We start from the raw sequence: 26,095 nt of genomic DNA on the forward strand, positions 1-26,095 counted from the left end.
GGGTAGCGTTCAGCCATGGCCCGCACCCGTGAGTTCGACCTCGACGCCGCGGTCGACGCTGCCATGGACGTGTTCCGGAGCAAGGGCTACGAGGGCACCTCCATGCGGGACCTCTCCGAGGCGACCGGCCTGGGCAGCGGCTCGATCTACGCGGCGTTCGGCAGCAAGGACGGCCTCTACCTGGCGGTGCTCGACCTGTACCGGCAGCGCTACGCCACACCGATGGTCGATCTGCTGCGCTCGGGCAACGACGCGCGGGCGGTGATCCGTGAGGTGTTCATCGGCACGGTGGACGACATCACCGGCGACGGCCGGCACCTCTCCTGCCTCATCGTCGGGGCGTCGATGGAACGGGCGCACCAGGATGTGCGGGTCGCCGAGCGGCTTCGCTCGACCACCCAGTCCCTGGAGTTGGCGCTCTACGACCTGCTCGCCGAGGCGCAGTTGCGGGGTCAGATCACCACCGACCGCAGCGCCACCGACCTGGCCGGCTTCCTGGTCACCAGTCTCCAGGGCCTGCGGGTGATGGGTGCCATCAACCCGGACCGGGCGGCGCTGACGCGGTACGCCGAGGTCGCGCTCACCTGCCTGAACTGACCGCCGGACACGGTGGTCGGCCGGTCACCCGAATGAGGAGTCGAGCATGAGAGCGGTCGGACTGCTGCGCTACGGCGGGCCCGAGGTGCTGCGGGTGGTCGAGCTTCCGACGCCGCACGCCGGCCCCGGTGAGGTCCGCATCCGGGTACGCGCCGCGGCGGTCAACCCGGCGGACACGCTGATCCGGGCCGGTATGACGCCGGTGCGACTGCGCGGCAGCGACCCGCTGTTGCCCGGCCAGGACATCGCCGGCACCATCGACGAGGTGGGCTCCGACACCAGTGGCGTACTCGTCCCGGGTGACCCGGTGATGGCCATGGTCAACCCGACGAGGGCGGCCGGTGGCGGGTACGCCGAATGGGTAGTGCTCCCGGAAGCCTGGGTGGTGCCGGCTCCGGCGGGCGTGTCACCCGCCGAGGCGGCCACCCTGCCGTTGAACGGGTTGACCGCCCTGCACGCCCTGGACCAGTTGCGGCTGCCGCCCGGCAGCACCCTCGCGGTGACCGGCGCGGCCGGTGCCGTCGGCGGGTACGCGGTACAGCTCGCCAAGGCCGCCGGTCACCGGGTGTTTGCCGACGCGGCGCCGGGTGACGCCGAACTGGTCGCCGCGCTCGGTGCCGACGTGACGGTGACCCGAGGTCCGGGCGTCGCCGACCGCTTCCGCGAGCATGCCCCGGACGGGGTGGACGCCGCTGTCGACACCGCGTTGCTCGGTGGCGCGTTGCTGCCTGCCGTGCGCGAGGGTGGTGCCGTGGCGCTGCTGCGCGGCGGGCCCGATCCGGTGCTGCGGGCGCAGGCCGACCAGCGGAGGATCGCCATGGTTTCCGCGTACGTGCACGAGTACGACGGGCGCCGCGACAAGCTCGACCTGCTTCGGCGACTCGCCGAGGAGGGTGTGCTGACCCTGCGGGTCGCCGGCCGGTTCCCGCCGCAGGAGGCGGCCCGCGCGCATCAACTCCTGGAAGCGGGAGGGGTACGCGGCCGGTTGGTCATCGAGTTCTGATTCCGCCGCCGGCACCACCGGAGCACTGTGGTCCAATCGCCGACGCGACGCCTGCCCGGCGCGGGGTTGTCGGTGCGAAAGGCCGGCCGCCTTCGGCGAGGCGGCCGGCCCGGAATCACGGTGGTCTGGCGGTTCCGCCAGCGGTGGAGCTGGCCGGGTCACAGCGGCGGCGCGATGTCCCGCCGCTCCTCGACCTGGCGGTACTCCACCGGCTGCTCGGTGGTGGTGACGACCTGGCGGCGGCGACCCCAGATCAGCGTGGTCATGATCAGGCCGAGCACGCCGGCGCCCATCAGGATCCAGCCGACCACGTCGAGGTTGATACCGCCGACGCTCGCGTCCAGTGCGAAGGTGAGGATCGCGCCGAGCGCGATCAGGAAGATGCTGGTGCCGATACCCACGACAGCCTCCTTAAGGGGGTGTGGTGCGCTGTCGAGCCCTTCAGTACCCCGGCGGGTACCAGCGCAACCGCGACCGGCCAGGGTGCCGTTCCAAGCGATCTTGGCATCGGGTAGAGTTCACCTGTCGCCGGCGCTTGCCGGGGACGTGCGGACGTAGCGCAGCTGGTAGCGCATCACCTTGCCAAGGTGAGGGTCGCGGGTTCGAATCCCGTCGTCCGCTCGCGATGCGCCCCACGGGGCCGCCACGGGCGATTGGCGCAGTGGGAGCGCGCTTCCTTGACACGGAAGAGGTCACTGGTTCAAACCCAGTATCGCCCACCATCCATGCAAGCGGATCAGATGACCCGTTACCGATATCGGTAACGGGTCTCGGCGTTTCTGCTTCCCGCACGGGCGGAGAGACCATCGGTCACTCCCCGGCGCGGAGCACCTCGCTCAGCCGGTCGCGGCGCCGCAGCGCCGACTCGACAGGTACGACGGTGGCGGCCGTCGCCAGCAGCGCCACGCTCACCAGGCCCAGCAGCCACCACGGCAGGACCGCCGTCGGGTCGGCGGCCTGGCCGGTGAGTCGCCGCAGGTCGAGCGGGCCGAGCGTCAGGCGTGCGAGCAGGGCCCCGAGTAGCGGGCCGTACACCGCGGTGACCACTACCGGCGGCAGCAGCTCTCCGGCGGCGACCCAGCGGGCGTCGCGTGGCCGCAGGCCGAGGGTCCGCAGCCGGGTCAGGGTCTGCCACCGCTCCGAGGCGCCGGCGGCGGCGGCGAGCGTGAGGCCGAGCAACCCCAGCGCCAGCAGCACCGCGGCGGTCGTCCACGACAGCCGTACCAGCCCTGCCGTCAGCGGAGCCACCCGCTGCGCCCGCAGGACGTCCGCACGCAGCACGACGTCGGAGGTGACTCCGGTGTTCGACACGGCCCGCCCCGCGCCGGGGCCGGTCACCCAGACGGTGTTCGGAACGGCGGGCAGCCCGGCGTCGGCGAGGGCCGCGGCGTCCACGATGACGACGTCGTCGGCGCCGCCGACGGAGGGAGCGGTACCGACTGCGGCGAGCCGGATGGTCGGGGCGCCGTCCCGGGGTAGCTGCAGCCGCGTGCCGGTGCGCAGATCGCCGCCACTCGAGCGGACCAGCACCGGGACCTCCCCGGGGCCAGGACCGGGAGCCGTGAGCCGGGCCAACGCCGGCGCGTCGGGCAGCGGAGTGGTGGCCAGCAGGCGCTGGAACGCGGCGGTGTCCACGATGACCAGGCGTGGGGTGAGCAGCGTCGATTCGGCGAAGACGCGTGCCGAGTCGGTCACCTGTGCGACGACAACCCGCTCTACCCCTGGTGCGGCGGCGATGCGCTCGGCGAGTGCGGGCGTGGCGGCCTCGGCGTCGGCGCCGACGTCGAGGCGGGCGTCTGCGCCGACGGTGCTCCACGCGCCGTCGGTCAGCCCTCGGGTGACTGTGGCGCCGAGGATGAGCGCGAACGACGCGAGCGCCGTGGTGCTGACCAGAACCAGCAGCGGCAGCGCGCGTCCGGCCGTTGTGGTCGCCTGGGCGGCACTGAACACCGCCAGCGGACGGCGCGAGCGCAGGGCCTGGCGGAGCGCGAACCGCGCCCCGAGGGGCAGTAGCCGGAGCAGGACGAGCGCGCCGACGAGCGCACCCAGAGCGAGGGCGCTGACCGGCAGGACGAGGTCGCCGGTCAGCTCACCGGTGTCACCGTCGGAGGCGACGGGCAGGAGCCCGCGCTGGTGCAGTGTGACGAAGGCGGCGACCGCGGCGATCAGGACAGCGGCTTCCACTGCGGCGCGGCGCAACTGACCGGTGGCGTGGATCCAGCGCCGAGCGGCCGGGTTGGCGGGTTGGCGCCGGTCCCGGCTGGCGCGGGCGGCGGCGAGGATGCCGAACGCCGGCCCGGCGACGACGCCGGCCAGGACCACCGGAACGGCCCAGGTCCAGGAGACGCCCGGAGCGGCCGCGCGGGCGAGCGCGAGCCCGACGGCGGCGGCCGACACCGACACCACTGTGGACTCGATGATCAGTTCCGCGCCGAGGTCGGGTAGCGCCGCGCCACGCTGCCGGGCGGCGCTCAGCACCGGGGTACGGCGGCGGACCAGCAGGTCGGCGGCGAGCAGCAGGACCAGCACCGTGGCGGTCAGTACCCCGGCGAGCAGGACGGCGGCCTGTGTGGAAGCGGCGCTGTTGCGGACACGGGCGTCGCGCAGGGCGGTGTCGAGTTGCGATTCCCACTTCAGGGACTGCTCGCGGTCGCTTGATGAGCCGGACGTCGCCTTGAGCTTGACCACCTGGCTGGCGAGCGCCGCGGTGGCGTCCCAGGTGAGCGCGCCGGGAACGGGTGCGAAGTGGACGGCGCGCCGCAGTTGGTCCTCGTCGACGGCGAGCCGGGCGTCCGGTAACGACTCGCGCGACAGCAGGCCGCCGAACCGGGTGGTTCCCATGCCGTCGGCACCGGGCACGGGGCGCAGGAGCGCCGGGGCGAGCCGCCAGGCCGGGTCGGCGCTGTCCGTGGGTCGGTAGATCCCGCTGATCCGGACGTCCTTGTCGCGACCCTTGCCGTCAGTGACCGGGATTCGATCGCCGGGGCCGAGGTCGAGTGCGGCGGCGTCCGCCTCGGAGAGGCCGACCTGCACCGGCCAGGGCGGTCCGTCGTAGGGGACCTCGACGTAATCGTCGGAGACGGCGGGGCCGGGCGGGCTGCCGGCGACCCAGGTCACGTCCGGGCCGCCGGCGTCACCGGCCAGGTAGGTGAACTGGAAGGTACGTGGCGCGCTGCCGTCGGTGATGTTGAGGATCGGGCCGTTGACAGCGGCGAGGGGCGGGAGCAGCGCGGCGTCCAGATCGGGCCCGAGCGCGGATGTCGCCCGGGCGCGCAAGTTGTCGAGGTCCTCGGCGAGGCTGGGCATCCGGACCCGCCCGCCGGTCGGCCCGTCGTCGCGTTCCCAGTTGGCGTGTACGAGGACGTTCGCGTCGTTGCCGGCGCGGCGGACCGTGTCCTGGACGGCGTTGTCGGCGGCGGCGCGGAGCAGCGCCGGTGCGGCCCCGGCGAGCAGCGCGACGGCCGCGATGACGGCGGCGGCGAGCAGCAGCGGACCGGCGTCGGTACGGCCACGGCCACGGATGCTGGGCCAGTGCAGCGCCGGCCACCGGCGGGTCAGCCACCGGTTCACGGGGCCACCCGCAGGTGCGCGGCGTCGGCCCGGCGGACCTGGACGGTGACCACGGCGGCGACCGCCAGCATGCATCCGGCCAGCAGTACGGCGAGCAGTGCGGCCTCGGCCGGCCACGGCCAGTGTGGCTGGGTGGCCGGGACGGGCGCGGCACCGGTTTCGGAGCGCACGAGCAGGGGAGCGACGACGCGGGTGGCGAGCGCGCCGACGGCCGCGCCCGCCGCGAGCAGGGGCAGCAGAACGCCGGCGTGCTGGCCGAGCAGCACGGCCCGGATGCCGCGCCGGGACATCCCCAGGCCGCGCAGCCGCGTCACCTCGACGGCGCGGACCTGGAGGTCACAGGTGACGTGCAGGACGACGCCGGCGAGCAGCAGCAGGGCCGCGGCCGGAACGATGAGGCGCAGCGCGGCCGGCAGCCCGGCGAGCAGCGGGCCGCCGGTGAGGCGGGCGGTCTCCGCCTCGCGGGTCGCGACGGTGCCCAGGTGCAGGGCGGTGGCCCGCTCGGCGGCACCGGGGCCGGCTGGGTGGCCGACCCACCAGGCGTCGACCGGGAACGTCAGGTCGCCGGTGACGGCACGTGCGCGCGACAGCGTGTCCAGGTCGGCAAGGACGGCGACGGCGCCGGGGGCGGACGGTACGGTCGGCACGACCTCGGTGACGACGACCGGGACGGGCGTGATGCCGACAGTGACGCTGAGCTTGCTGCCGTTCTCGGCTCCGACCTCGCTGGCGAAGCGGGCGGAGACGGCGACGGGCACCGGGCCGGGGTCCGGGAAGGCGGTGGCGACGAGGGTCCGGGCGGCGTCCTCGGCGCCGCCGAGGTCGACGGTCGCGGCCATTCGCAGCGTGGTCCCCGTCGGGGTGGCGGACACCGTGACGGTCGGGTCGCTCAACCTGCTCGGGACCGGCGGCGCGGACGTGGCGGTCCACTCCGATCCGTCAGTGGGCCTCTCCACCGACCCGGCGGGCGGCACGGTGAGTGTGACGGCGACGGCGACGGGTCCGCCGACCGCGTCGGCGGTGACCGGCAGGGCGACCGCGACGAGGCGCAGCCCGTCAGCCGTCGCGCAGGCGGGCAGCCGGAAGTCCTGGCCGTCGAGCGGTACGGCGGGACCGGTGCAGGATGTGCGTAGGCCGGTGGCGTCCTGCAGCATCAGCCGGGGCGTCACGGAGAGCGGGGTGTCGCCGGCGGCGGTCCCGGTCAGGACGAGTGGGGCGCCAGCCGGAACGGCGAGGCCGTCGACCCGGGTGCGTGGGGCCAGCGTGGCGCCCACGTCCGCCCATCCGCGGTCGTTGTCCAGCCGCCCGCGCAGCAGCGCGTCGGCGCGGGTGGTGTCGACGGCGACCAGGCGCGGCGCGTCGCCGGCGCTGCCGAGCCACTGACCGACGGCGGTGCCACGGTCGAGGGCCGGACTCACGGCCCCCGCGGTGGCCGCGCTGACGATCGCGCCGTCTCCGGCCACCGGCGCCGTGCCGAGGGTGAGTGCGAGGTCGGTGCCGACGGCGAGCGCGGCCTGGTCGCGCTGCGACTGGTGCCACGTGTCGTCGAAGGCGAGGCCGAAGGTTCCGGCCGCGCAGGCCAGTCCGACGAGCAGTCCGGCGGCGACCGCTTGTGGCCGGCGGGCGGCCTCGGAGACCGCCAGCGGAAGCGCCAGCCCGCGGGCGCGGTACGCCAGCCGGTCGGCGCCGCGAAGGGCGGGCAGTACCACCCGGAGAGCCAGGGCGGCGCCTGCGATGAGCAACAGCGCCGGCGCGAGCACCCGGACCGCGTCGGCGCGTGGGCTGGCGGCGGTGGACTGCGCGTACAGCTGCCACCAGCCGGCGGCGGCGAACACCGCGAGCATCAGGTCGGCGCCGGATCGGGCCAGCAGTTCGCGGCGGGTTCGTTGGTCGCCGGCTGCCGGGACGGGCCGGACGGCCAGGACGATGAGTACAGCGGCGAGCACCAGCGCGCCGCCGGCGACCGCGAGGACCTGGGCACCGGCGATCGCCGGCCGGACGGTCAGGCCGGCACCGTCCAGCGGCGGCAGGTGGGTCAGGCCGGCGTGCAGGGCCGACGAGGCCGGTATCGCGATCGCGGCGGCGACGGCGGCGACGAGCCCGGCCTCGAGTGTCGCGGTGGCGGCGAGTTGGCGACGGCTGGTGCCCAGGGCGGACCGCAGGGCAGTCTCGTCGGCACGTATGCCAGTGGTCAGACGACCGGCGAGGACGAGTGCCGTCGCGGCCAGGACACCGCCGAGGACGGCGATGGCCAGCACGACGGCGGCGGTGACGTGCCGTTGGTCGTCGGCGGCCCGCAGGGTCAGTGGCAGTTCGGAGGCGACACGTGCGAGCCGGACGCGGTCGCCGAGGGTGCCCGCCAGCCGGTCGTCGGCACTGCCGACGGCCCCGGCCACGGTTTCCAGGTCGTGGCGGTTGCTGTCGGACAGGTCCGGATGGGCGGTGACCTCCAGCCGGTCGACTGTGGCACCGGTGGTGACCAGGTCGGCGAGGTCGACGAGGAAGGGGCCGTAGGCGTTGACCGGCTGCTGGAAGCGTCCGTCCCGGTAGCCGGTGGCGGAGCCGGCAGCGGCCAGCGGGTCGCGGTCCCAGCCGCGCCCCGGCAGCGGGCGCGCCACACCGACGACGACCACGTCGACGGCCGGGACGGGCGCGTGGGCCAGTTCGGCGCCGAGGCGTACCCGGCGGCCGGGGGTGAGGCCGAGCAGTTGTGCGGTGGACTCCAGCAGCACCGCGTCGCCTGGGTGCTGTGGCCAGCGCCCGCTGACCAGCTCGGCTCGGGTCGGCAGGTCGTCCAGCCCGGACAGGTAGGCCTGGGCCGGCACTGTGGTGCCAGCGGCGAGCGCGGGCGGCAGCGCCCGCAGCACCGTCGACGCCCGCGCGGTTGTCGTCACCGGAAACGGGGCGAGCGTGGAGGCCACCACGGTGCGGGTGTCGGCGGCGACGGACGACGTGTCCCGGCCCTCGACGGTGCCGGTGTAGACGGTCACGTCGACGGCGGCGGGGGCGGCGCGGGCCATGGCGACCTCCAGCGCCCGCTCGGCGGTGCGGGTGACCAACAGGGTGCAGGTACCCAGCAGTGTCGCGCCGATCGTGACGACCCCGAGGAGGGCTGCCAGCAGCGGCCACTGCGCGCGGGCGCGCCGGCTGACCAGCCTCATCGTCGCGTCATCCGGCGTCCGACGGCTGCCTGGCCGCCTGCTCGTCGAGGTGCCCGTCGTGGATGCGGATCACCCGGTCGGCCAGGGCCATCATCACCGCGTCGTGCGTCGACACCAGTACGGTGACGCCCTCGGACTCCACTATCCCGCGTAGCAGGGCCATCACCGACAGGCCTGTCTCGGCGTCCAGTTGCCCGGTGGGCTCGTCGGCGAGCAGAAGCTGGGGTGAGGCGGCCAGCGCGCGGGCGATCGCCACCCGCTGCTGCTGGCCGCCGGACAGCTCGGCCGGCCGCTGCCGGGCGTGGTCGGCCAGGCCGATCAGCTCCAGCAGCAACTCGACCCGCCGCTCGCGTTCGGTGGGGGCGACGCGGGCCATCCGCAGCGGGGCCGCGACGTTCTCCGCGGCCGACAGCACCGGGATCAACCCGAAGCTCTGGAAGACGTACGACACCTTCTCGCGCCGCAGCCGGGACAGGCCGTCCTCGTCGAGCGATGTGACGTCGGTGCCGTCGACGTGCACGGTGCCGGCGTCCGGGCGGTCCAGGCCGCCGATGACGTTGAGCAGGGTGGTCTTGCCCGAGCCGGACCGGCCGACGAGCGCCACCATCGAACCGGCGGCCACGTCGAACGACACGCCGTTCAGGGCGTGCACGACGGTCGGCCCGGTGCGAAAGCGCCGGTGTACGCCGCGCACACTCAGCAGTGGCTCGCTGCTCATTCGCCGCTTTCCGAGTCGGGGTGGATCGTGATGTGGTCGGGTTCCAGGGCCAGCCGGACCCGTCGGGTCAGCGCGAGCGCCTGGCGGAACTCGCGGGGCACCTGGACCCGCCCGGCCCGGTCCATCACGGCGTACTCCTCGGCGATCAGGTGGGTGTCGCCCTCCGCGTCGGTGGTGGTGCGGCGCAGCACCTCGCTGCTGGTGCGCCCGTCCCGGATCGCGACGGTCCGTTCGACCTGGCCGCTGACCTCCGGATCGTGGGTCACCACGACGACTGTGACGCCGTAGCGCCGGTTGACGTCCCGCAGCACACCGAAGACCTCCGCGGACGTGGCGGCGTCCAGCTCGCCGGTCGGCTCGTCGGCGAGCAGGACCCGCGGCTGGTTGGCCAGCGCCACAGCGATCGCGACCCGCATCTGCTGCCCTCCGGAGAGTTGCCCGGGGCGGCGGTCGGCGCAGTCGGCGACACCGAGGCTGTCCAGCAGCTCGGCCGCGCGCTCCCGGCGTTCCTGCTTGCCGGTACGGGCAGCCGTCATCGGCAGGTCCACCATCTCCCGTGCGGTCAGGTAAGGGATCAGGTTGCTCGCCGTCTGCTGCCGTACGAACCCGACGGTGTGCCGCCGGTAGTCCACCCGGTCCGCGCGGGACATCGCCAGCAGGTTCCACCGGTCGACCCGGACCCGCCCGGCGGTGGGGGCGTCGATGCCGGCCAGGATGGAGAGCAGTGTCGACTTGCCCGACCCGGAGGCACCGACGACGGCGACCAGCTCACCGCTCTGCACGGCCAGGTCCAGGCCCTGCAGTGCCTGCACCTCGATCGAACCGGTCTGGTAGATCCGCACCAGGTTCTCGCAGACGATGAGAGCGTCCCGGCCGAACTCGGGTGCCCGCGCGGATGGCTGCGGCAGGGACAGCGGTGTGCTGGACATTCCCTGCTCCGTCCGGGTTGTGCTGACGCAGATTGAAGCAGTTTCGCAATCGGCGCCTCCGTTGACCATGCCCGGGGTGGCTTTCCTGCATTCTGGACGGGGTCCGCGTGAGCGTGAACGCCCGCACCCTCCCGCCCAGCGTCCGGTTCTGCCACTGGCAGATCCGCTGCCGGTGAACAGGGGTGCCCTTCGCCGGCCGGTGCCGGCAGGGTGGCGCGCATGAGACTGCTGGTGCTGGGCGGTACGGGCTTCGTGGGCGGGGCGACGGTCACCGAGGCGGTGCGCCGCGGCTGGTCGGTGACGGTGTTCAACCGAGGGCTGCACGGCACGGTGCCGTCCGGCGTACACCGGTTGCGGGGTGACCGCACCGCGCCGGACGGCCTGGCCGCGCTGGCCGGCGGTGAGTGGGACGTCGCGGCGGACACCTGGGACGGTGCGCCGCGGGCCGCCGGCGACGCCGCCCGCGCCCTGGTCGACTCGGTCGGCCACTACGTGTACGTGTCCAGCGGCTCGGTCTACACCGACCATGCCGCGGCGGGGTTGCATGAGGACTCCCCGGTGGTGGACGCCGACCCGGGCGCCGTCGACGGCGACTACCCGCAGCTCAAGGCCGGTGCCGAGCGTGCCGTGCGGGAGGTGTTCGATCAGCGTGCGCTGGTCGCCCGGGCCGGCCTGATCCTGGGCCCGGGCGAGGACATCGGTCGGCTGCCCTGGTGGCTGCGGCGCATCGAGCGGGGCGGGGACGTGCTCGCCCCCGCGCCGGCCGACCTGCCGGTGCAGTACGTCGACGTCCGCGACCTGGCGGGGTGGGTGCTCGACGCGGGCGCCCGGAAGGTGGGCGGCACGTTCAACGCGGTCGGTCCTCCGGCGCAGACCACGATGGGCGAGCTGCTGCACGCGTGCGTGGCCGCCACCGGGTCCGACGCCCGGCTCCGCTGGACCGATCCGGCGTCGATTCTCGCCGCCGGGGTGCAGCCGTGGAGCGACCTGCCGATCTGGCTGCCGCGCGGCCACCCGTACCGAGGCCTGCTGGAGCAGGACGTGACCCGCGCCCTGGCCTCCGGGTTGACCTGTCGGCCGGTGGCCGAGACCGTCGGCGACACCTGGCGCTGGCTGCGCGAGGTCGGTGCGGTTCCGCCGCGCGCCGGACGACCGCAGCGCAGCTCCATCGGGCTGGACCCGACCCGGGAGGCGGCGGTGCTCGCCGCCCAGGAATCGGTGACGCCGGGTGCAGATTGAGTGATCATTAAGGGCTCTCGTCCCATTTGCCATAACGCATGGTCAACGGCATAGACAAACATGTGCGGCATCCCTACAGTTCGGCCGACTAGTTCTCATTGCCACGGGGGATTTTTGATGACTGCTAGCCGCTGGCTGCTGCCTGCGTTCCTTTCCAGACAATCTCGACCGGTTGTTGGTGCCGTGGTCGCGCTGCTCGGCGCGTCGAGCCTCGCGGTGCCAGCGCAGGCGGCACCGCCCGCCGCGGCACAGCCGCCCACCCGGGTCTCCGAGGCGGCCGACGCGGGGTCCGCCGCGGTTGCGGCGCGCCGCTCGGGCCAGCGGGTGGAGGTGGCGTCGGCCCGAACCGAGCTGACCCAGGTCTTCGCGAATCCGTCGGGTGACTTCACCGCCGAAATGGCGGTACAGCCGCAGCGTGTGCACCGACCCAACGGCTCCTGGGCTGACGTGGACCTCACGCTCATCGAGGATTCGGGTGGCTGGCGGCCCGCCGCGTCGGTCGCGGACGTGCGCTTCTCCGCCGGAGGAGCCGCCCCGGCGGTGATCCTGTCCCGGCAGGGCAGGTCGTTCTCCCTGTCGTGGCCCGGCGGCCTTCCGCGCCCGTCGGTGTCCGGCGACGCCGCGACCTACGTGGAGGTGCTGCCGGGCACGGACCTCGTGCTGCGCGCCACCCGGACGGGCTTCACGCACGTCTTCGTGGTCAAGACCCCCGAGGCGGCAGCGGATCCGCGCCTGCGCGAACTCCGCTTCGACCTGGGTGGAGACGCGCGGGTGGTACGAGGGCGCGACGGCAACCTGTCCGCCATGGCGGACGGCGAGGTCCTCGCCGCCGCGGAGAACGCCGTCATGTGGGACTCCCGTTCCGCTACCGGGCCGGCGGGCAGCCGCTCGGCGCAGACCTCGGCGGCGGATTCGGGCTCCGGTGGTGGGCCGTCGTCAGCGGCGGCGCCCGGTGACGCGGCACGGACCGCCGCCGTCGCTGTCGAGGTCGCCGACGGGGACCTGCTGCTGCGTCCGGACACCACGTTGCTCGCACCGGGGAACGCCACCTTCCCGGTCTACATCGACCCCGCCTGGTCCACCGGCAAGTCACGCTGGGCGTACTCGACGAACAACAACAGCAACAACACCGACACCTCGGTCGCCCGGGTGGGCAGAGACCCGGATTCGGGAAAACTGTACCGGTCCTACTTCGACTTCCCGTTGACCACTGTCCGGGGTAAGCACATCGAGTCGGCGTACGTGCAGATGAAGGTGGACCACTCCTGGTCCTGCGGCAACACCCCGACCTACCTCTACCACTCGGGGGTCATCGCCTCGACGCCGCGCACGAAGTGGGCACCGAAGTTGATCGGCCTGAAGTCCTCGGCCAGTTCGCACGCCAACGAGGGCTCCGGGTGTTCCGACTCTCCGCAACCCGACATGACCGTCAACTTCACCGGGTCCGCGGTGACCAGCGTGATCCAGTCGTCCGCGACGAGCAGCGCCACAAACATCACCTTCGGTTTCTGCGCCTGTAGCGCCACCGACGGCTCGGGTGAGAGCACCACCGACCGGTACAAGAAGTTCTTTCCTGGCAACGCCAAGCTGGTGGTCGACTTCGACTCGATCCCCGGCAAGCCGAACAACCTGCAGATCGCGGGTGTGGCCTGCCCGGCCAACACGACGCTCGTCATCGGCACGCTGAAGCCGATCTTCTCCGCGATCTTCCCGGACGCCGACGGCACGCAGGCGCTGACGACGGGGTACGAGTGGGTCCAGGTGCCCGCCAACGGTCTGATCGACGCCTCGACGCCCCGCCGGGCCGCTCCCGCCGGGGCGTCGGTCCCCGCCGGAGGGCGCTCGACCACGGCCGCGGTGACGGCCGGGGAGGGCGTCAAGTACGCGTTCCGTGCCAAGGCCACCGACCCCGCGCCGTACAGCCAGACCAGCGTCTGGTCCGACTGGTGCACCTTCCTGGCGGACACCAAGGTCCCACCGGTGACCGCCGTGCTGAGCGGCGGATCGACGGTGCCGGGCAGCACGGCCAACTTCACGATCCGGTCCACCGACCTCACGGTGACGAAGGTCGCGTACGGCTGGGCCAGCCCGGCCACCACGCAGCTCGCGGCGACCAGCGGCCTTGTGAACGTGCCACCGAACGCCCCGATCCGCGTGATGCAGGCGGTCGTCTCGCTCGTGGTGCCGAAGTACGGTTTGAACACCCTCTACGTCTCGGCCACCGACGGTGCCGGCAACGTCGGGCATGGCTCGCTGGAGTTCACCGCCGCGCGTGCGGCGCCGGCTGTCGCCCGCTGGGGTCTGGAGACGTACCCCGGCGTCACGGCGGCGAACGCGCTCGACGACATGCAGCAGTCCCCGCCGTCGGGCCGCACCCCGTTGTCCTCGGGGAGCGTCTCGTGGACGGGGGACCTACGGATGATCCGTGGCGAGACCGCCTCGTTCAACGGCACCTCGTCGGCCCTGGCGACGGCCGGACCGGTGCTGGACACCACCAGGTCGTTCAGCGTGGCGGGTTGGGTGCGACTGGGGGCGCTGCCGACCACGAGCGACATGGTCGTCGCCGCGCAGGCGGGCACCAGCACCACGGGGTTCCAGTTGGGGACCCGACTGGAGGGCTCCCCGGCGACGCCCCGCTGGTCGTTCATGATGAAGGACACCGACCTGACCACCAGCACCAGCCGACCCGCTGTCAGTACCGCCCTGACCGCCGCGGACGTCGGTCGGTGGACGCACCTCGCCGGCGTCTATGACAAGACCGCCGGAAAGGTCCGGCTGTACGTCAACGGCACGCTCACCGGCGAGGTGGACCGGACCGCGACGGCCTGGAGCGCGGGCGGTATCTTCACCGTCGGCCGCGGGTGGGCGGGCTCTCCGATCAACTGGTTCAAGGGCAACCTGGCCGACGTGCAGGTCTATGACCGGGTGCTGGTCGCGCACGACTTCACCGGTCAGCTCGCCGAGGACCCGGATTCCGGTGGCTTCGACGAGCCCGGGATGCTCGCGGCGATCAAGGTGGGTGACTGGAGCTTCGCCAACGGCATGGCCTGCTACGAGGAGTCGTCCGACCCCACGCTGTGCAGCGCGCCGGAGGACGGCCAGTTCGGCCGCCGACTGGCGCTGACCCAGGGCGTCGACTTCGGCTCGCTGTCCGATGACAAGTTCCTGGCGCTGGACCGGCAGGGCATCGAGGATCCCGCCCAGCAGACCGTGGAGTACGGGCGCTCACAGGACAATCTCGCCGAGCCGCAGAACCCGGTCTGGCAGGACGGCCGCGTGCTGCGTACCGATCAGTCCTTCAGCGTGTCGGTCTGGGTGCGACCCGACGCGGAGGCGTTGGGCACGATGACCGCCGTCAGCCAGGCCGGCAGTCAACAGTCGGCCTTCTACCTCGGCCAGCGGGCCTTCACGGTGGGCAGCACGACCGAATACCGGTGGTGTCTCAGCGTCTTCGGTGTCGACGACGACGTCATCTCGGGCCAGACCGTCGAGGTCCCGATGTCGTCGCGGGTCATAACGGAGGACGACCGGGCCAGGTGGACGCATCTGGTCGCCGTCTACGACGCGTCCCGGCGCGAGGTCCGGCTCTACGTCAACGGAAAGCAGGAGGGCATCAAGGGCTACGGCAGCGGCGCCTTCACCGGTGCCTTCAACGCGACCGGTCCGCTCGTCGTCGGTGCCGCCCGCTTCACCCCGGTGGGCGGGACGCCGCGGTGGGGCGACCTCTGGCAGGGCGACATCGACAAGCTCGGCCTCTATCAGGGGGCGCTGACCGACGTGGCGGTCAAGACGCTCTTCGACGCGGAGTCACCGGAGTCGGTGGAAGCACCCGAGGACTGACGCTCTCGTACCCCTCAGCTACCCGCAGCACGACACCTCGTGAGTGGAGGCATGGTGACTCGCTACCCCAAAAAACTGGCCAAAATGACATATAAGCCGCATAGCCGGATGCACGCGATCGTGGCAGGGATCCTCAGTGGGGCGCTCGTCGTCACCGGGCTGTCGGTCCCGGCGCAGGCCGCGCCGACCAGCCCCAAGCCCCAGACCGGTCAACGGGAGAAGCTCGACAAGGACGGCGCCACGGCCGACGGTCAGGCATGGCCCACCCGGCAGGTGCCGAGCGCGAAGCCGGCCGCGCCGGTGTGGCCGAAGCCGGGCAAGGCCACGGTGACGCTCCCGGCGGAGGCCCCGACCGGGCAGCGCCGGTCTGCGCCGGCGGCGGTACGGGTCGGTGCGCTGCCGGTGTCGGTCACCCGAGCGGCCGGTGCGGCGGGTGCCCGGACCTCTGCGGTCTCGGTCGAGCTGCTCAACCGGGCGACGGTGCCGGCGCGGTGGCGCGACGGGTTGGTGCTGCGGGTCGACGAGGCCGGTCAGGGCTCGGCGACCACCTCGTCCGCAGCCCTCGGTCAGCCGGGTGCGGCCACCGTCTCGGTGGACTACCGGAGCTTCCGGGACGCCTTCGGCGGCGACTGGGCATCCCGGTTGCGGCTGTTCCAGGTGCCGGAGTGTGGACTGCGCACCCCGGAGCGGGCCGACTGTGCCGCCACGCCGTTGGTGTCCCACAACGACGGTGGCTCGGTCAGCGCCGAGGTGCCGGTCACCGCCGGCGCCTCGACGGCGCGTTCCACCGGGGCGGCGTCCACACTGGTCGCGCTCGCCGCGGGCAGTTCGGGTCCGGAGGGTGACTTCTCCGCCACGCCGATGGCGGCCAGCGCCACCTGGTCGGCGGGTACGTCGACCGGTGGTTTCTCCTGGTCGTACCCGATGCGGATGCCGCCGGCGATCGGCGGCCCGGCACCCAGCCTCGGCCTCTCCTACACCTCCGACGCCGTCGACGGACAGTCCGACGCGTCAAACAGTCAGCCGTCCTGGGCCGGCGAGGGCTTCAGCCTCTGGTCCGGCTACATCGAGCGCAGCTACGTGCCGTGCGCCGACGACATGAGCGGCGGAAACAACAGCACCAACCGTACCGGCGACCAGTGCTGGCGGTCGGACAACGCCACCATGTCGCTGAACGGCCGGGGCGGGGAGCTGATCTTCGAAACCGGCAAGGGCTGGCACAGCCGCAACGAGGACGGCTCGAAGATCGAGAAGAAGCTCAGTGCCGCCAACGGCGATGACGACGGCGAACACTGGAAGGTGACGACGCCCGACGGCATGCAGTACTTCTTCGGCCTCAACAGCCTGCCGGGGCAGAGCACCACGACGAACTCCGCGTGGAACGTCCCCGTCGCCGGCAACCACACCAACGAGCCGTGCAACGCGGGCACGTTCGCCTCGTCGTTCTGCAACCAGACCTGGCGGTGGAACCTCGACTACGTCGTCGACCCCCGTGGCAACACGCTGTCGTACTGGTACGAGAAAGAGGACAACTACTACGCCAAGAACGCCACGTCCACCAACAAGGCGCTCTACACCCGGGGCGGTTCGCTGCGGCGGATCGACTACGGCACCTGGGACCGTGGCAGCACCGATCGCTCGGTCCAGCCGCTGGCCCAGGTCGTCCTCGACATCGCGAACCGCTGCACCGTCGACTGCACGAACCGGGGCAACTGGAAGGACGTTCCCTGGGACCAGGAGTGCACGGCGGCGGCGGCGGACTGCAAGGAGAACTACGGCCCGACGTTCTGGACCACCAAGCGGCTGTCGGCGGTCACCACGAAGGTCTGGGACACCACCAAGACGCCCGACGACTGGCAGCCGGTCGACTCCTGGACGTTGGGCCACACCTACCCGCCGGTCGGTGACGGCAGCGACCACGCCGGGATGTGGCTGGACTCGTTGGTGCACAAGGGCCTGGTCGGGGGCACGGAGGTCATGCCGCCGGTGACCTTCGAGCCGATCTCGAAGCGGAACCGGGTGTTGAGCAAGAACAACACCAGCAACAACCGGATGCGGATCGGCAACATCATCACCGAGACCGGTGGGAAGATCCAGGTCACGTACAGCCAGGAGGACTGCAAGAGCAGCAGCCTGCCGTCCTCCCCGGAGAACAACACCCGCCTCTGCTACCCGGTGGTCGGACCGGACCCGTACGAACCGGGTAAGGAACTCACCGAGTACTGGCACAAGTACGTCGTCACACAGGTCTCCGAGTCCGACATCATGGTCAAGGTCGGCGGCACCGACCACGGCCAGCCGGTGCAGAACACGTACTACGACTACATCGGCAACCCGGCCTGGCACTACGCCGACGACAACGGCCTGGTCAAGCCGAAACGCAAGACGTGGAACCAGTTCCGCGGCTACGGCCAGGTGCAGGTACGCAAGGGCGACGCTCCGGCGCAGACCCTGACCGAGACGACCTTCCTGCGGGGCATGCACGGTGACCGGCTGAACGCGAACGGTGACACCCGCACCGTCACGGTGGGCGCCTCGCTCGGCGGTGAGACGGTGTACGACGAGGACCAGTTCGCCGGCATGGTCCGCGAGCAGGTCGTCTACAACGGCACCAAGACCAAGCCGGTCAGCAAGACGGTCAATGTGCCGTGGCGTTCGGATGCGACAGCGACCCGCACCATCAACAAGGACACGGTCACCGCCCGGTACGTCAACACGGCGATCACCTACAACGCCGTGGCGCTCGGAGTCAACGGCGCCTCCGGCTGGCGGACGTCACGCAGCGTGTCGAATTTCGACGGCACCTACGGCAGCACGAAGACGATCCAGTCCGACGGTGACGTGGCCAAGACCGGCGACGAGACGTGCACCACCTATCTCTACAACCGCAACACCGGTGCCAACCTGATCCAGACGGTCAAGCAGATCACCGTCAAGGCGGTGCCCTGCGCCACCGCGCCGGCCAGCCAGGACGACATCGTCGCCGACGAGCGCAAGTTCTACGACGGCGCGACGAGCGTCGACACCCCACCGAGCCGGGGTGAGGTCACCCGGATCGACCGGCTCCAGGACTGGTCGGTCGGCGGTGGCACCGTCTGGCAGACCCTGAGCCAGGCCACCTTCGACGTGTACGGGCGGCCGAAGACCGCCACCGACGCGCGTGGCCGTACGGTGACGACGGCGTACACCCCTGCGACCGGTGGGCCGGTCATGACGGTGACCACCAAGACCCCGGATCCGAACGGCGGCAGCGTCGACTGGGTCAACACCATCGAGACGCGGCCCTACTGGGGTCAGCCGATCCAGACCAAGGACTACAACGGTCGGCTCACCGACATGGAGTACGACCCGATGGGTCGCCTCGCCAAGGGCTGGGCGGTCGGCTGGCCGCGCACCGCCCACCCGACCAGCCCGTCGGTCGACTACACCTACTCGTACGCGCCCAACCGGGACGCCTACCCGTACACCAGAAGTCGGGTGCTCAACGCCGGCGGCGGCTACCTGACCTCGTACGACATCAAGGACGCCTTCCTGCGGCCCCGCCAGACACAGATTGCCGGGGTCGGCGGCGACCGGGTGGTCACCGACACGCTCTACGACGCGACCGGTCGGGCCGTGACCACCTACCAGGCGCATGCCGAGCCGGGCGCGCCCGCCGGCGCGCTCTGGTGGGAGCCGGAGTGGTCGGTGCCGGCCGTGTCGAAGGCCGTCTACGACAACGCCTCCCGCACGACCGACCAGGTGTTCTTCGGAACCGACGGGATCACCAACCTCGTCGAGAAGTGGCGCACCAGGACCGAGTACCTCGGCGATTCCACAGTGGTGAACCCGCCGGAGGGCGGCACCGTCACCACCACCAAGACCGACGTGCAGGGTCGGACGATCGAACTGCGGCAGCGGGCCGACAAGACCCAGGTCAAGCCGGACATCGTGACGACCTACACCTACAACCGCAAGAACCAGCTCACCCTCGTCCGGGACACCGGCGGAAACGAGTGGGTGAACGCGTACGACATCAAGGGTCGCCAGATCAGCGCGAAGGACCCGGACAAGGGCACCACCACGATGTCGTACACCCAGTACGACCAGGTGGAGAGGACCACCGACGCCGCCAACAACGTCCTGGTGAACGATTACGACGCCATGGGGCGGCGCAAGGGCCTCTACGCCGGCAGCGTCGCGGCCGGCAACAAGCTGGCCGAGTGGAAGTACGACAAGCTCTACAGCGGCAAGACGGTCCGCGGTCAACTGACCGAGAGCATCCGGTACGAGTCCGCAGGATCGGCCAACGCCTACAAGTGGCAGGTGAGCGACTTCACCGACCGCTACCAGCCGGACGGCGCGAACTACGTCATCCCCACCAACGAGGCTCAGAACCTCGCGGGCACCTGGTCCTACGCCTACGGATACTCCCCGTACAACGGCAGCCCGACGTCGATCATTTATCCCGGTGGCGGCGGTCTGACCACCGAGAAGGTGGAGACGAAGTACGACTCGACGACGGGTCTGCCCACGGAGCTGGCAACCAACCTGATCAACGTGGGCCGTTACGTGATCGGCCAGCAGTACACCCAGTACGGCGAGCCGACCCTCACCACCCGCAAGACCGACGGCGGCGTGTACGTCGAGGACAACACCTACTACGACCTGACCACCCGGCGCGTCGACCGGATGACGGTCAAGCCGGAGACCGGCGCCGGCACGGTGGTGGACGCCAACTACAAGCGTGACGCCATCGGAAACATCCTCTGGATCAAGGACACCCCGCAGGTCGGTACGGCGGACACCCAGTGCTTCCGCTACGACGACCTGCGTCGGATGACCAACGCCTGGACGCCCAAGACGGGTGTCGACTGCGCGGCGGATCCGAGCGTGCCCAACCTGGGCGGGCCGGCACCGTACTGGCACGAGTGGACCCTCGACGCGGTCGGCAACCGCAGCACGGAGAAGGTGCACACCGCGGCGGGCGACACCAAGCGCGACTACACGACGCCGACCAGCGGCAAGGACGTCGTACGGCCGCACGCCGTCACCTCGGTCGCCACGGAGGCGCCCGGCCAACCCGCCGTCACGACCCAGTACGCCTACGACAACGTCGGCAACATGACCTGCCGACCGGCGGCCACCACAGCGAACAACTGCGCGACGGCGGCGAACTCGCAGACCCTCACGTGGAACGCCGAGGGCAAGCTCGCCACGGTGAAGGTCGGCGGTCAGACCGTCGAGACCAACATCTACGACGCCGACGGCGCGCGCCTGATCCGGCGTGACGCCACCGGCAGCACGCTCTACCTGCCGGGCCAGGAGATCCGGCGGGACAACAACTCCGTCATCACCGGCACCCGCTACTACAGCTTCGCCGGCAAGATGGTCGCCAACCGTACGCCGAGCGCGCTGACCTGGCTCTACTCCGACCACCAGGGCACCCAGCAGACCGGCATCAACGCGGCGTCGCAGGCGGTCACCGTACGCCGCCAGACCCCGTACGGCGATCCTCGCGGCAGCCAGCCGCAGTGGACCAACAACAAGGGCTTCGTCGGAGGCGACAAGGACCCGACCGGCCTGACGAACATCGGAGCCAGGCAGTACGACACCGGTCTGGGGCGGTTCATCTCGGTCGACCCGGTGCAGGACCTGGCCGATCCGCAGCAGTGGAACGCCTATGCCTACAGCAACAACAGCCCGATCACGTTCTCCGACCCGAGCGGCCTCCGGTCCTGCTCGGACGACGCCTGCGGCCCGGGCGCCGACTACGAGGACATGTACGGCAATTACGTCGAGGTCGCGGGCGACAACGACGGTTGTGGTGGCAGTTGTGGCGACGACGACTGGGCAGAGGCGCACGCCGCGCATGATGCTGGTGGCGGCAACGGCGGCGGTGGCGACAAGGGCGGCAGGGGCGGCGGCAAGAACGGCGGCCCGACCAACGAGGAGATCAAGCGGGCCAAGGAAGTCAAGAAGCAGAACGCCATCTCGATCATCATCCAGGCCGGCGGAAAGCTTCTGCTCGACTTCTTCGGCATCAACGACATCCTGGACTGCATCCACGGCGATCTGATGGCCTGCGCCTTCTCACTCGCCGGAATGCTGCCGGCGACCAAGGCCCTCCAGTTCCTCCGCAAGGCCAAGCCGATGGCCAACACGATCGCCAGGGCCGGCAAGGCCCTGTTGAAATGGTCCGAGGACACGAAATGGGCCGACAACGTCCTGAAGGCAGCCGAGAGTTGCCTGGTCAAACGACACAGCTTCGCGCCGGGAACGAAGGTGGTGCTGGCCAGCGGTGGTTACGAAGCCATCGAGAAGTTGCAAGAAGGCGACCTGGTCCTGGCCACCGACCCGGAGACCGGCGAGACCGCGGCTCGTGAGGTCACCCGCACCCACCGCAACGAGGATGCGGACCTGACGGACCTGACGGTCGTGGCGGCCGGCGCCGAGCCTTCCGTCATCAAGACCACGCAGCACCACCCGTTCTGGAGCGAGGACCGGAAGGACTGGATCGATGCCGCGGATGTGCAGGTCGGCGAGTCGCTGCGGGCCCTGGATGGCAAGGCGGTAACCGTCCAGGCCGTCCGGTCGTATGCCGGCCTGAAGTCGATGCACGACCTCACGGTCGCGGACATCCACACGTACTATGTGGTGGCGGGCAAAACGCCGGTCCTGGTTCACAACTGCGGTGACGGCTTCACGCCCGCACCGTCGATGGCGGATCGACCATATGGCCCGGTCGATGCCAGGATCCCACTCGGCGACGATGGGCTTCCAATAGGTGGTCATATGTCCGGAACGGGTCGGCCCCCGTGGACCGGCGGGGAGCCGAATTCCGTTTACACCCGTACGGGCGGAGATGGAACCCCAGTGCAGAACACGATCTACAATGGGGATGGCGATGCATTTGGGCACTATGATTTCAAGGACCATGGAACAGGCGGTCCGCATGGCCACATCATTGACCCGCCCGGCACTCCCGGTGGTGGGCATGGTGCGGGTGCTCCGCATATTCCAGGTCCGGACCTTCCGCCCGGGTGGAATCTGAGGCCATGAGCTCACAGGAGGGTATTTAGGTGTCTGCGCGGCTCGAACAACGCGATGTCCAGTCATTCCTGGAGCGGTTTATTCGCTTCGAGGATGGCGTTATCACTGGAGTTCGCCTGCACCTACCTCGTGTTCCGATCGGTGATCGCACCGCTTCCGTTGAAATTCAGGCGATGGACGCAAGCGCTAACGAATGGCGACTCGTCCGCTTGATCGTCAAGGGAGTCAGTGAGTACCAGTTCGTTTCGAGCGCCAAGTACTCGTACACAGTTTTGTCGGATGGGCTGAATCTTGACTGTTCTTCCGGGCGATGCGTGGTTGACCTCGATCCCGGACCGGACGAATGGTTGCCGCAGAACATCGCGCAGGGAGGGGAATACTCGAAGCAATACCTGGTCGGTCTCTACTGTGAATACGATGTTCTTGACGGACCGTTAATCTAGTCGAAATTGATCTTGTTAATAAGGTTGTTCGGGAGCGTTTGTCGGCCCGATGACAGTGGGAGCGGCAGATGTCGAATAGGCGTTTGCCGCTCCCGTGTATGAACGCTTGGCTCGGCGAATAGCCGCAGAAGCCTGACCGCGAGGCCGATCTCGGGATTGGCTATCTTGAGCGATGAGGATTTCGGTCCGAGTTCGCGCCAGCACCAGGCGCCGCACGCTCATGGCCTGAGGCTCCGGTCAGCGTTCTCGGACGACCGCGACCGGGCAGTGGGAGTGCTGGATCACCTGTTGGCTGACCGAGCCGAGCAGCATCCCCGCGAGGCCGCCCCGGCCGCGGCTGCCGACCACCACCAGCCGCGCGTCCTGGCTCGCCTCGATCAGCATCGCGGCCGGGCTTGTCGACTCCAGGTCGACGGTCACCGCCAGCTCGGGGAATGTTCGCCGCCACGGCTCCAGCGCCTGTTCCACGGCGGCCCGCTCGGCGGGCACCCCGGCCGCCCCGCCGGGGCCCGGTGTCCAGGCGTGCAGGACGCGCAGCGGCAGCTGCCGCTGCGCCGCCCGTTCGGCCGCGAAGCCGAGCGCCACCAGCGAAGGCTGCGAACCGTCCACCCCGACCGCCACCGGGCGGCCCGACGTGTCGGTAGCGGCGCTGTCGGCCCCGTCCCGGACCACCACGACCGGGCAGTGGGCGTGTGCCGCGACCGAGACCGCCGTCGACCCGGCCAGCAGGCCGCCGAAGCCGCCGTGACCCCGGCTGCCCAGCACCAGCATCCCGGCCTCCGCCGAGCGTTCCTGCAACACCAGCGCGGGCGGCCCGTCGTACACCTCGCCGGTGATGGTCAGCCCGGGGTTTGCCGCGGTGGCGTCCGCCGCGGCCCTGCGGACCAGGTCCTCGACCTGCCGGCGGGCGGTGTCGTCCGGCCACACGCCGGGGGCCACGCCCGGGCCGACCCAACTGGCCACGGTCAGCCATTCGAAGACGTACGCCAGCCGCACCGGCTGGCCGCTGTGCCGCGCCTCCTCCACTGCCCAGTTCAGGGCCACCGAGGCGTCGGTGGAGCCGTCGTAGCCGACCAGGATCTCCGCGTCGCGCACGTCGTCCTCCTTCAGGGGGTGGTCGGGTCGGTTTCGCGGACCCAGCGCCATTCGGCGACCTGGGGGTCGTCCTCGCCGTACTGGCGGGTGTAGTCGCGGGCCGCCTGTCGGGCGTCGGCCATCCGTTGGCGCAGGTGCGCGGCGCTGGCGGCCAGCCCGGGCACCCGGTCGATGACGTCGATGACCAGGTGGAAGCGGTCCAGGTCGTTGAGCATCACCATGTCGAAGGGAGTGGTGGTGGTGCCCTCCTCCTTGTAACCGCGCACGTGCAGGTTCTCGTGGTTGGTGCGGCGGTAGGTGAGTCGGTGGATCAGCCACGGATAACCGTGGTACGCGAAGATGACCGGCCGGTCCTGGGTGAAGATGGTGTCGAACTCGTTGTCGGTCAGACCGTGTGGATGCTCGGTGTCCGGCTGGAGTCGCATCAGGTCGACCACGTTGACCAGGCGCACCTTCAACGTCGGCAGGTTCTGGCGCAGAAGCTCGACAGCGGCCAACGTCTCCAGTGTGGGCACGTCTCCGCAGCAGGCGAGCACCACGTCTGGTTCGGTGTCGCCGTCGTTGCTGGCCCACTCCCAGATGCCCAGGCCACGCCGGGTGTGCTGGATCGCCTCGGTCATCGTCAGCCAGTTCGGGGCGGCCTGCTTACCGGCCACCACCACGTTGATGTAGTGCCGGCTGCGCAGGCAGTGGTCCATCGTGGCGAGCAGGGTGTTGGCGTCCGGCGGCAGATAGACCCGCACCACCTCGGCCTTCTTGTTGACGACGTGGTCGATGAAGCCCGGGTCCTGGTGGGAGAAGCCGTTGTGGTCCTGCCGCCAGACGTGGCTGGACAGCAGGTAGTTCAGCGAGGCGATCGGCTGCCGCCAGGGGATGGCCCGGGTCACCTTCAGCCACTTGGCGTGCTGGTTGAGCATCGAGTCGACGATGTGGATGAACGCCTCGTAGCTGGTGAACACGCCGTGCCGGCCGGTCAGCAGGTAGCCCTCCAGCCAGCCCTGGCACAGGTGCTCGGAGAGCACCTCCATGACCCGTCCGTCGGGGGAGAGGTGGTCGTCGCCGGGCACTGTGGCGGCCACCCAGGCCCGGTCGGTCACCTCGAACGCCGCACCGAGTCGGTTGGACGCGACCTCGTCCGGGCCGAACAGCCGGAACGTCTCCGGGTTGGCGCTGATGACATCGCGGATCCAGGGGCCGAGCACCCCTGTCGCGCCGGCGATCGGCGTACCCGGTTCGGGTACCTCCACGCCGTAGTCGCGGAAGTCCGGCAGGGTCAGGTCGCGCAGCACCACGCCGCCGTTGGTGACCGGGTTGGCGCTCATCCGTCGGTCACCGCGCGGCGGCAGCGTCAGCAGTTCCTCCACCGGCGCGCCGGTCGCGTCGAACAGCTCCTCCGGCCGGTAGCTGCGCAGCCAGCGCTCCAGCTCGGCCCGGTGCGCCGGGTTGTCGCGTACGCCCGACAGCGGCACCTGGTGGGCGCGGTAGGTGCCCTCCACCTGGGTGCCGTCGACCTCACGCGGGCCGGTCCAGCCCTTCGGCGTGCGCAGAATGATCATCGGCCAGCGGGGGCGTTCGACGACGCCTCCGGAACGGGCCCGCCGTTGGATCTCGGCGATCTCGCTCAGCACACGGTCCAGGGTCGCGGCGAGGGTCCGGTGCACCCGGGCGGGCTCGTCACCGGCCACCACGTACGGCTGGTAGCCGGATCCGCGCATGAGGTCGAGCAGGTCGGTCTCGGGGATCCGGGACAGCACGGTCGGGTTGGCGATCTTGTAGCCGTTGAGGTGCAGGATGGGCAGCACCGCGCCGTCGCGCGCCGGGTTGAGGAACACGTCGGAGAGCCAACTGCCGGCCAGCGGCCCGGTCTCCGCCTCGCCGTCGCCGATCACGCAGGCCACCAGCAGGTCCGGGTGGTCGAACGCGGCGCCGTAGGCGTGGCTCAACGCGTACCCGAGCTCGCCGCCCTCGTGGATCGAACCCGGCACGTCCGCCGCGACATGGCTGGGGATGCCGCCCGGGAAGGAGAACTGGCGGAAGAGTCGGGACATCCCGGCCTCGTCGCGGGCCACGTCGTGGTAGCGCTCCGACCAGGTGCCCTCCAGCCAGGTGTTGGCCACGATGGCCGGCCCGCCGTGACCGGGGCCGGTGACCAGCATGGCGTTGAGGTCGCGCGCCACGATCACCCGGTTGAGGTGGGCGTAGATCAGGTTGAGGCCGGGGCTGGTGCCCCAGTGCCCGAGCAGTCGGGGTTTGATGTCGTCGGGGGTCAGCGGCTCGCGTAGCAGCGGATTGTCCAGCAGGTAGATCTGCCCGACGGTGAGGTAGTTCGCGGCGCGCCAGTAGGCGTCCAGCCGGCGCAGCTCGTCGTCGGTGAGGGCGCGGTGCACGTCGAGAGCGGTCTCCATCATGCTGCCTCTCGCGGGTAGGAGTGGGCGTCCGGTGTCCAGCCTGGCCGCTGCGGACGCCCC

13 protein-coding genes and 2 tRNA genes are annotated in these 26,095 nt (G+C 71.0%); 8 read left to right on the forward strand and 7 right to left on the reverse strand.

Going from position 1 to position 26,095, the window contains the following annotated elements; all coding sequences use genetic code 11:
• Window positions 1–15: 15 nt before the first annotated feature.
• Both PSH03_RS28595 and PSH03_RS28600 read left to right on the forward strand, forming a co-directional pair.
• Window positions 16–597 carry a TetR/AcrR family transcriptional regulator gene (locus tag PSH03_RS28595; RefSeq protein WP_112585044.1) on the forward strand — a complete coding sequence of 194 codons (582 nt, stop codon included), beginning with the start codon at window positions 16–18 and terminating at the stop codon, window positions 595–597.
• A gap of 46 nt (window positions 598–643) precedes the next feature.
• Window positions 644–1,600: an NADP-dependent oxidoreductase gene (locus PSH03_RS28600; RefSeq protein WP_238690943.1), complete on the forward strand. Its 957-nt coding sequence runs from the start codon at window positions 644–646 to the stop codon at window positions 1,598–1,600.
• Window positions 1,601–1,758: 158 nt separating this feature from the next.
• Here the strand turns inward: PSH03_RS28600 and PSH03_RS28605 are convergent, their stop codons facing one another.
• The gene (locus PSH03_RS28605) at window positions 1,759–2,001 is read right to left on the reverse strand and encodes a DUF6458 family protein (RefSeq protein WP_091400768.1); all 243 of its coding nucleotides are present in this window, start codon (window positions 1,999–2,001) and stop codon (window positions 1,759–1,761) included.
• Between the two features lie 147 nt (window positions 2,002–2,148).
• Here PSH03_RS28605 and PSH03_RS28610 point away from each other — a divergent pair.
• Window positions 2,149–2,221, forward strand: a tRNA-Gly gene (locus PSH03_RS28610).
• A 26-nt stretch (window positions 2,222–2,247) separates the two neighbouring features.
• Window positions 2,248–2,322 (forward strand) — tRNA-Val (locus tag PSH03_RS28615).
• An 88-nt stretch (window positions 2,323–2,410) separates the two neighbouring features.
• Here the strand turns inward: PSH03_RS28615 and PSH03_RS28620 are convergent.
• From PSH03_RS28620 to PSH03_RS28635, 4 genes are read right to left on the reverse strand one after another with little or no spacing between them, the layout of a single operon-like run.
• Window positions 2,411–5,170 carry an FtsX-like permease family protein gene (locus PSH03_RS28620; protein WP_238690944.1) on the reverse strand — a complete coding sequence of 920 codons (2,760 nt, stop codon included), beginning with the start codon at window positions 5,168–5,170 and terminating at the stop codon, window positions 2,411–2,413.
• The gene (locus PSH03_RS28625; protein WP_238690945.1) at window positions 5,167–8,331 is read right to left on the reverse strand and encodes a permease; all 3,165 of its coding nucleotides are present in this window, start codon (window positions 8,329–8,331) and stop codon (window positions 5,167–5,169) included. Before PSH03_RS28625 ends, PSH03_RS28620 begins: the two co-directional genes overlap by 4 nt.
• Before the next feature lie 7 nt (window positions 8,332–8,338).
• Complete coding sequence (locus PSH03_RS28630) at window positions 8,339–9,049, reverse strand: ABC transporter ATP-binding protein (RefSeq protein ID WP_238690946.1); 711 nt, start codon at window positions 9,047–9,049, stop codon at window positions 8,339–8,341.
• Window positions 9,046–9,978 carry an ABC transporter ATP-binding protein gene (locus PSH03_RS28635; RefSeq protein WP_210786692.1) on the reverse strand — a complete coding sequence of 311 codons (933 nt, stop codon included), beginning with the start codon at window positions 9,976–9,978 and terminating at the stop codon, window positions 9,046–9,048. The genes PSH03_RS28630 and PSH03_RS28635 overlap by 4 nt, the downstream gene beginning before the upstream one ends.
• A gap of 219 nt (window positions 9,979–10,197) precedes the next feature.
• Here PSH03_RS28635 and PSH03_RS28640 point away from each other — a divergent pair, with 219 nt between their 5' ends.
• From PSH03_RS28640 to PSH03_RS28655, 4 genes are all read left to right on the forward strand, one after another.
• A complete protein-coding gene (locus PSH03_RS28640; RefSeq protein ID WP_238690947.1) occupies window positions 10,198–11,217 on the forward strand; it encodes an NAD-dependent epimerase/dehydratase family protein in 1,020 nt (339 codons plus the stop codon).
• Between the two features lie 117 nt (window positions 11,218–11,334).
• On the forward strand, window positions 11,335–15,057 hold the full coding sequence (locus tag PSH03_RS28645; protein ID WP_238690948.1) for a LamG domain-containing protein: 3,723 nt from the start codon (window positions 11,335–11,337) through the stop codon (window positions 15,055–15,057).
• A gap of 108 nt (window positions 15,058–15,165) precedes the next feature.
• Window positions 15,166–22,098 (forward strand): polymorphic toxin-type HINT domain-containing protein, encoded by a 6,933-nt coding sequence (locus PSH03_RS28650; RefSeq protein WP_238690949.1) that lies wholly within the window; start codon window positions 15,166–15,168, stop codon window positions 22,096–22,098.
• A gap of 20 nt (window positions 22,099–22,118) precedes the next feature.
• A complete protein-coding gene (locus PSH03_RS28655; RefSeq protein WP_210786684.1) occupies window positions 22,119–22,532 on the forward strand; it encodes a hypothetical protein in 414 nt (137 codons plus the stop codon).
• Between the two features lie 237 nt (window positions 22,533–22,769).
• Here PSH03_RS28655 and PSH03_RS28660 read toward each other — a convergent pair whose 3' ends face one another.
• Together PSH03_RS28660 and PSH03_RS28665 are read right to left on the reverse strand one after the other, a co-directional pair.
• Window positions 22,770–23,627 (reverse strand): universal stress protein, encoded by an 858-nt coding sequence (locus PSH03_RS28660; protein ID WP_238690950.1) that lies wholly within the window; start codon window positions 23,625–23,627, stop codon window positions 22,770–22,772.
• Between the two features lie 11 nt (window positions 23,628–23,638).
• Entirely contained in the window at window positions 23,639–26,032 is a 2,394-nt protein-coding gene (locus PSH03_RS28665; RefSeq protein WP_238690983.1) for a phosphoketolase family protein, read from the reverse strand.
• Between the last annotated feature and the right edge of the window lie 63 nt (window positions 26,033–26,095).

It is taken from the genome of Micromonospora salmantinae (assembly GCF_022230905.1).
Lineage (GTDB): Bacteria > Actinomycetota > Actinomycetes > Mycobacteriales > Micromonosporaceae > Micromonospora > Micromonospora salmantinae.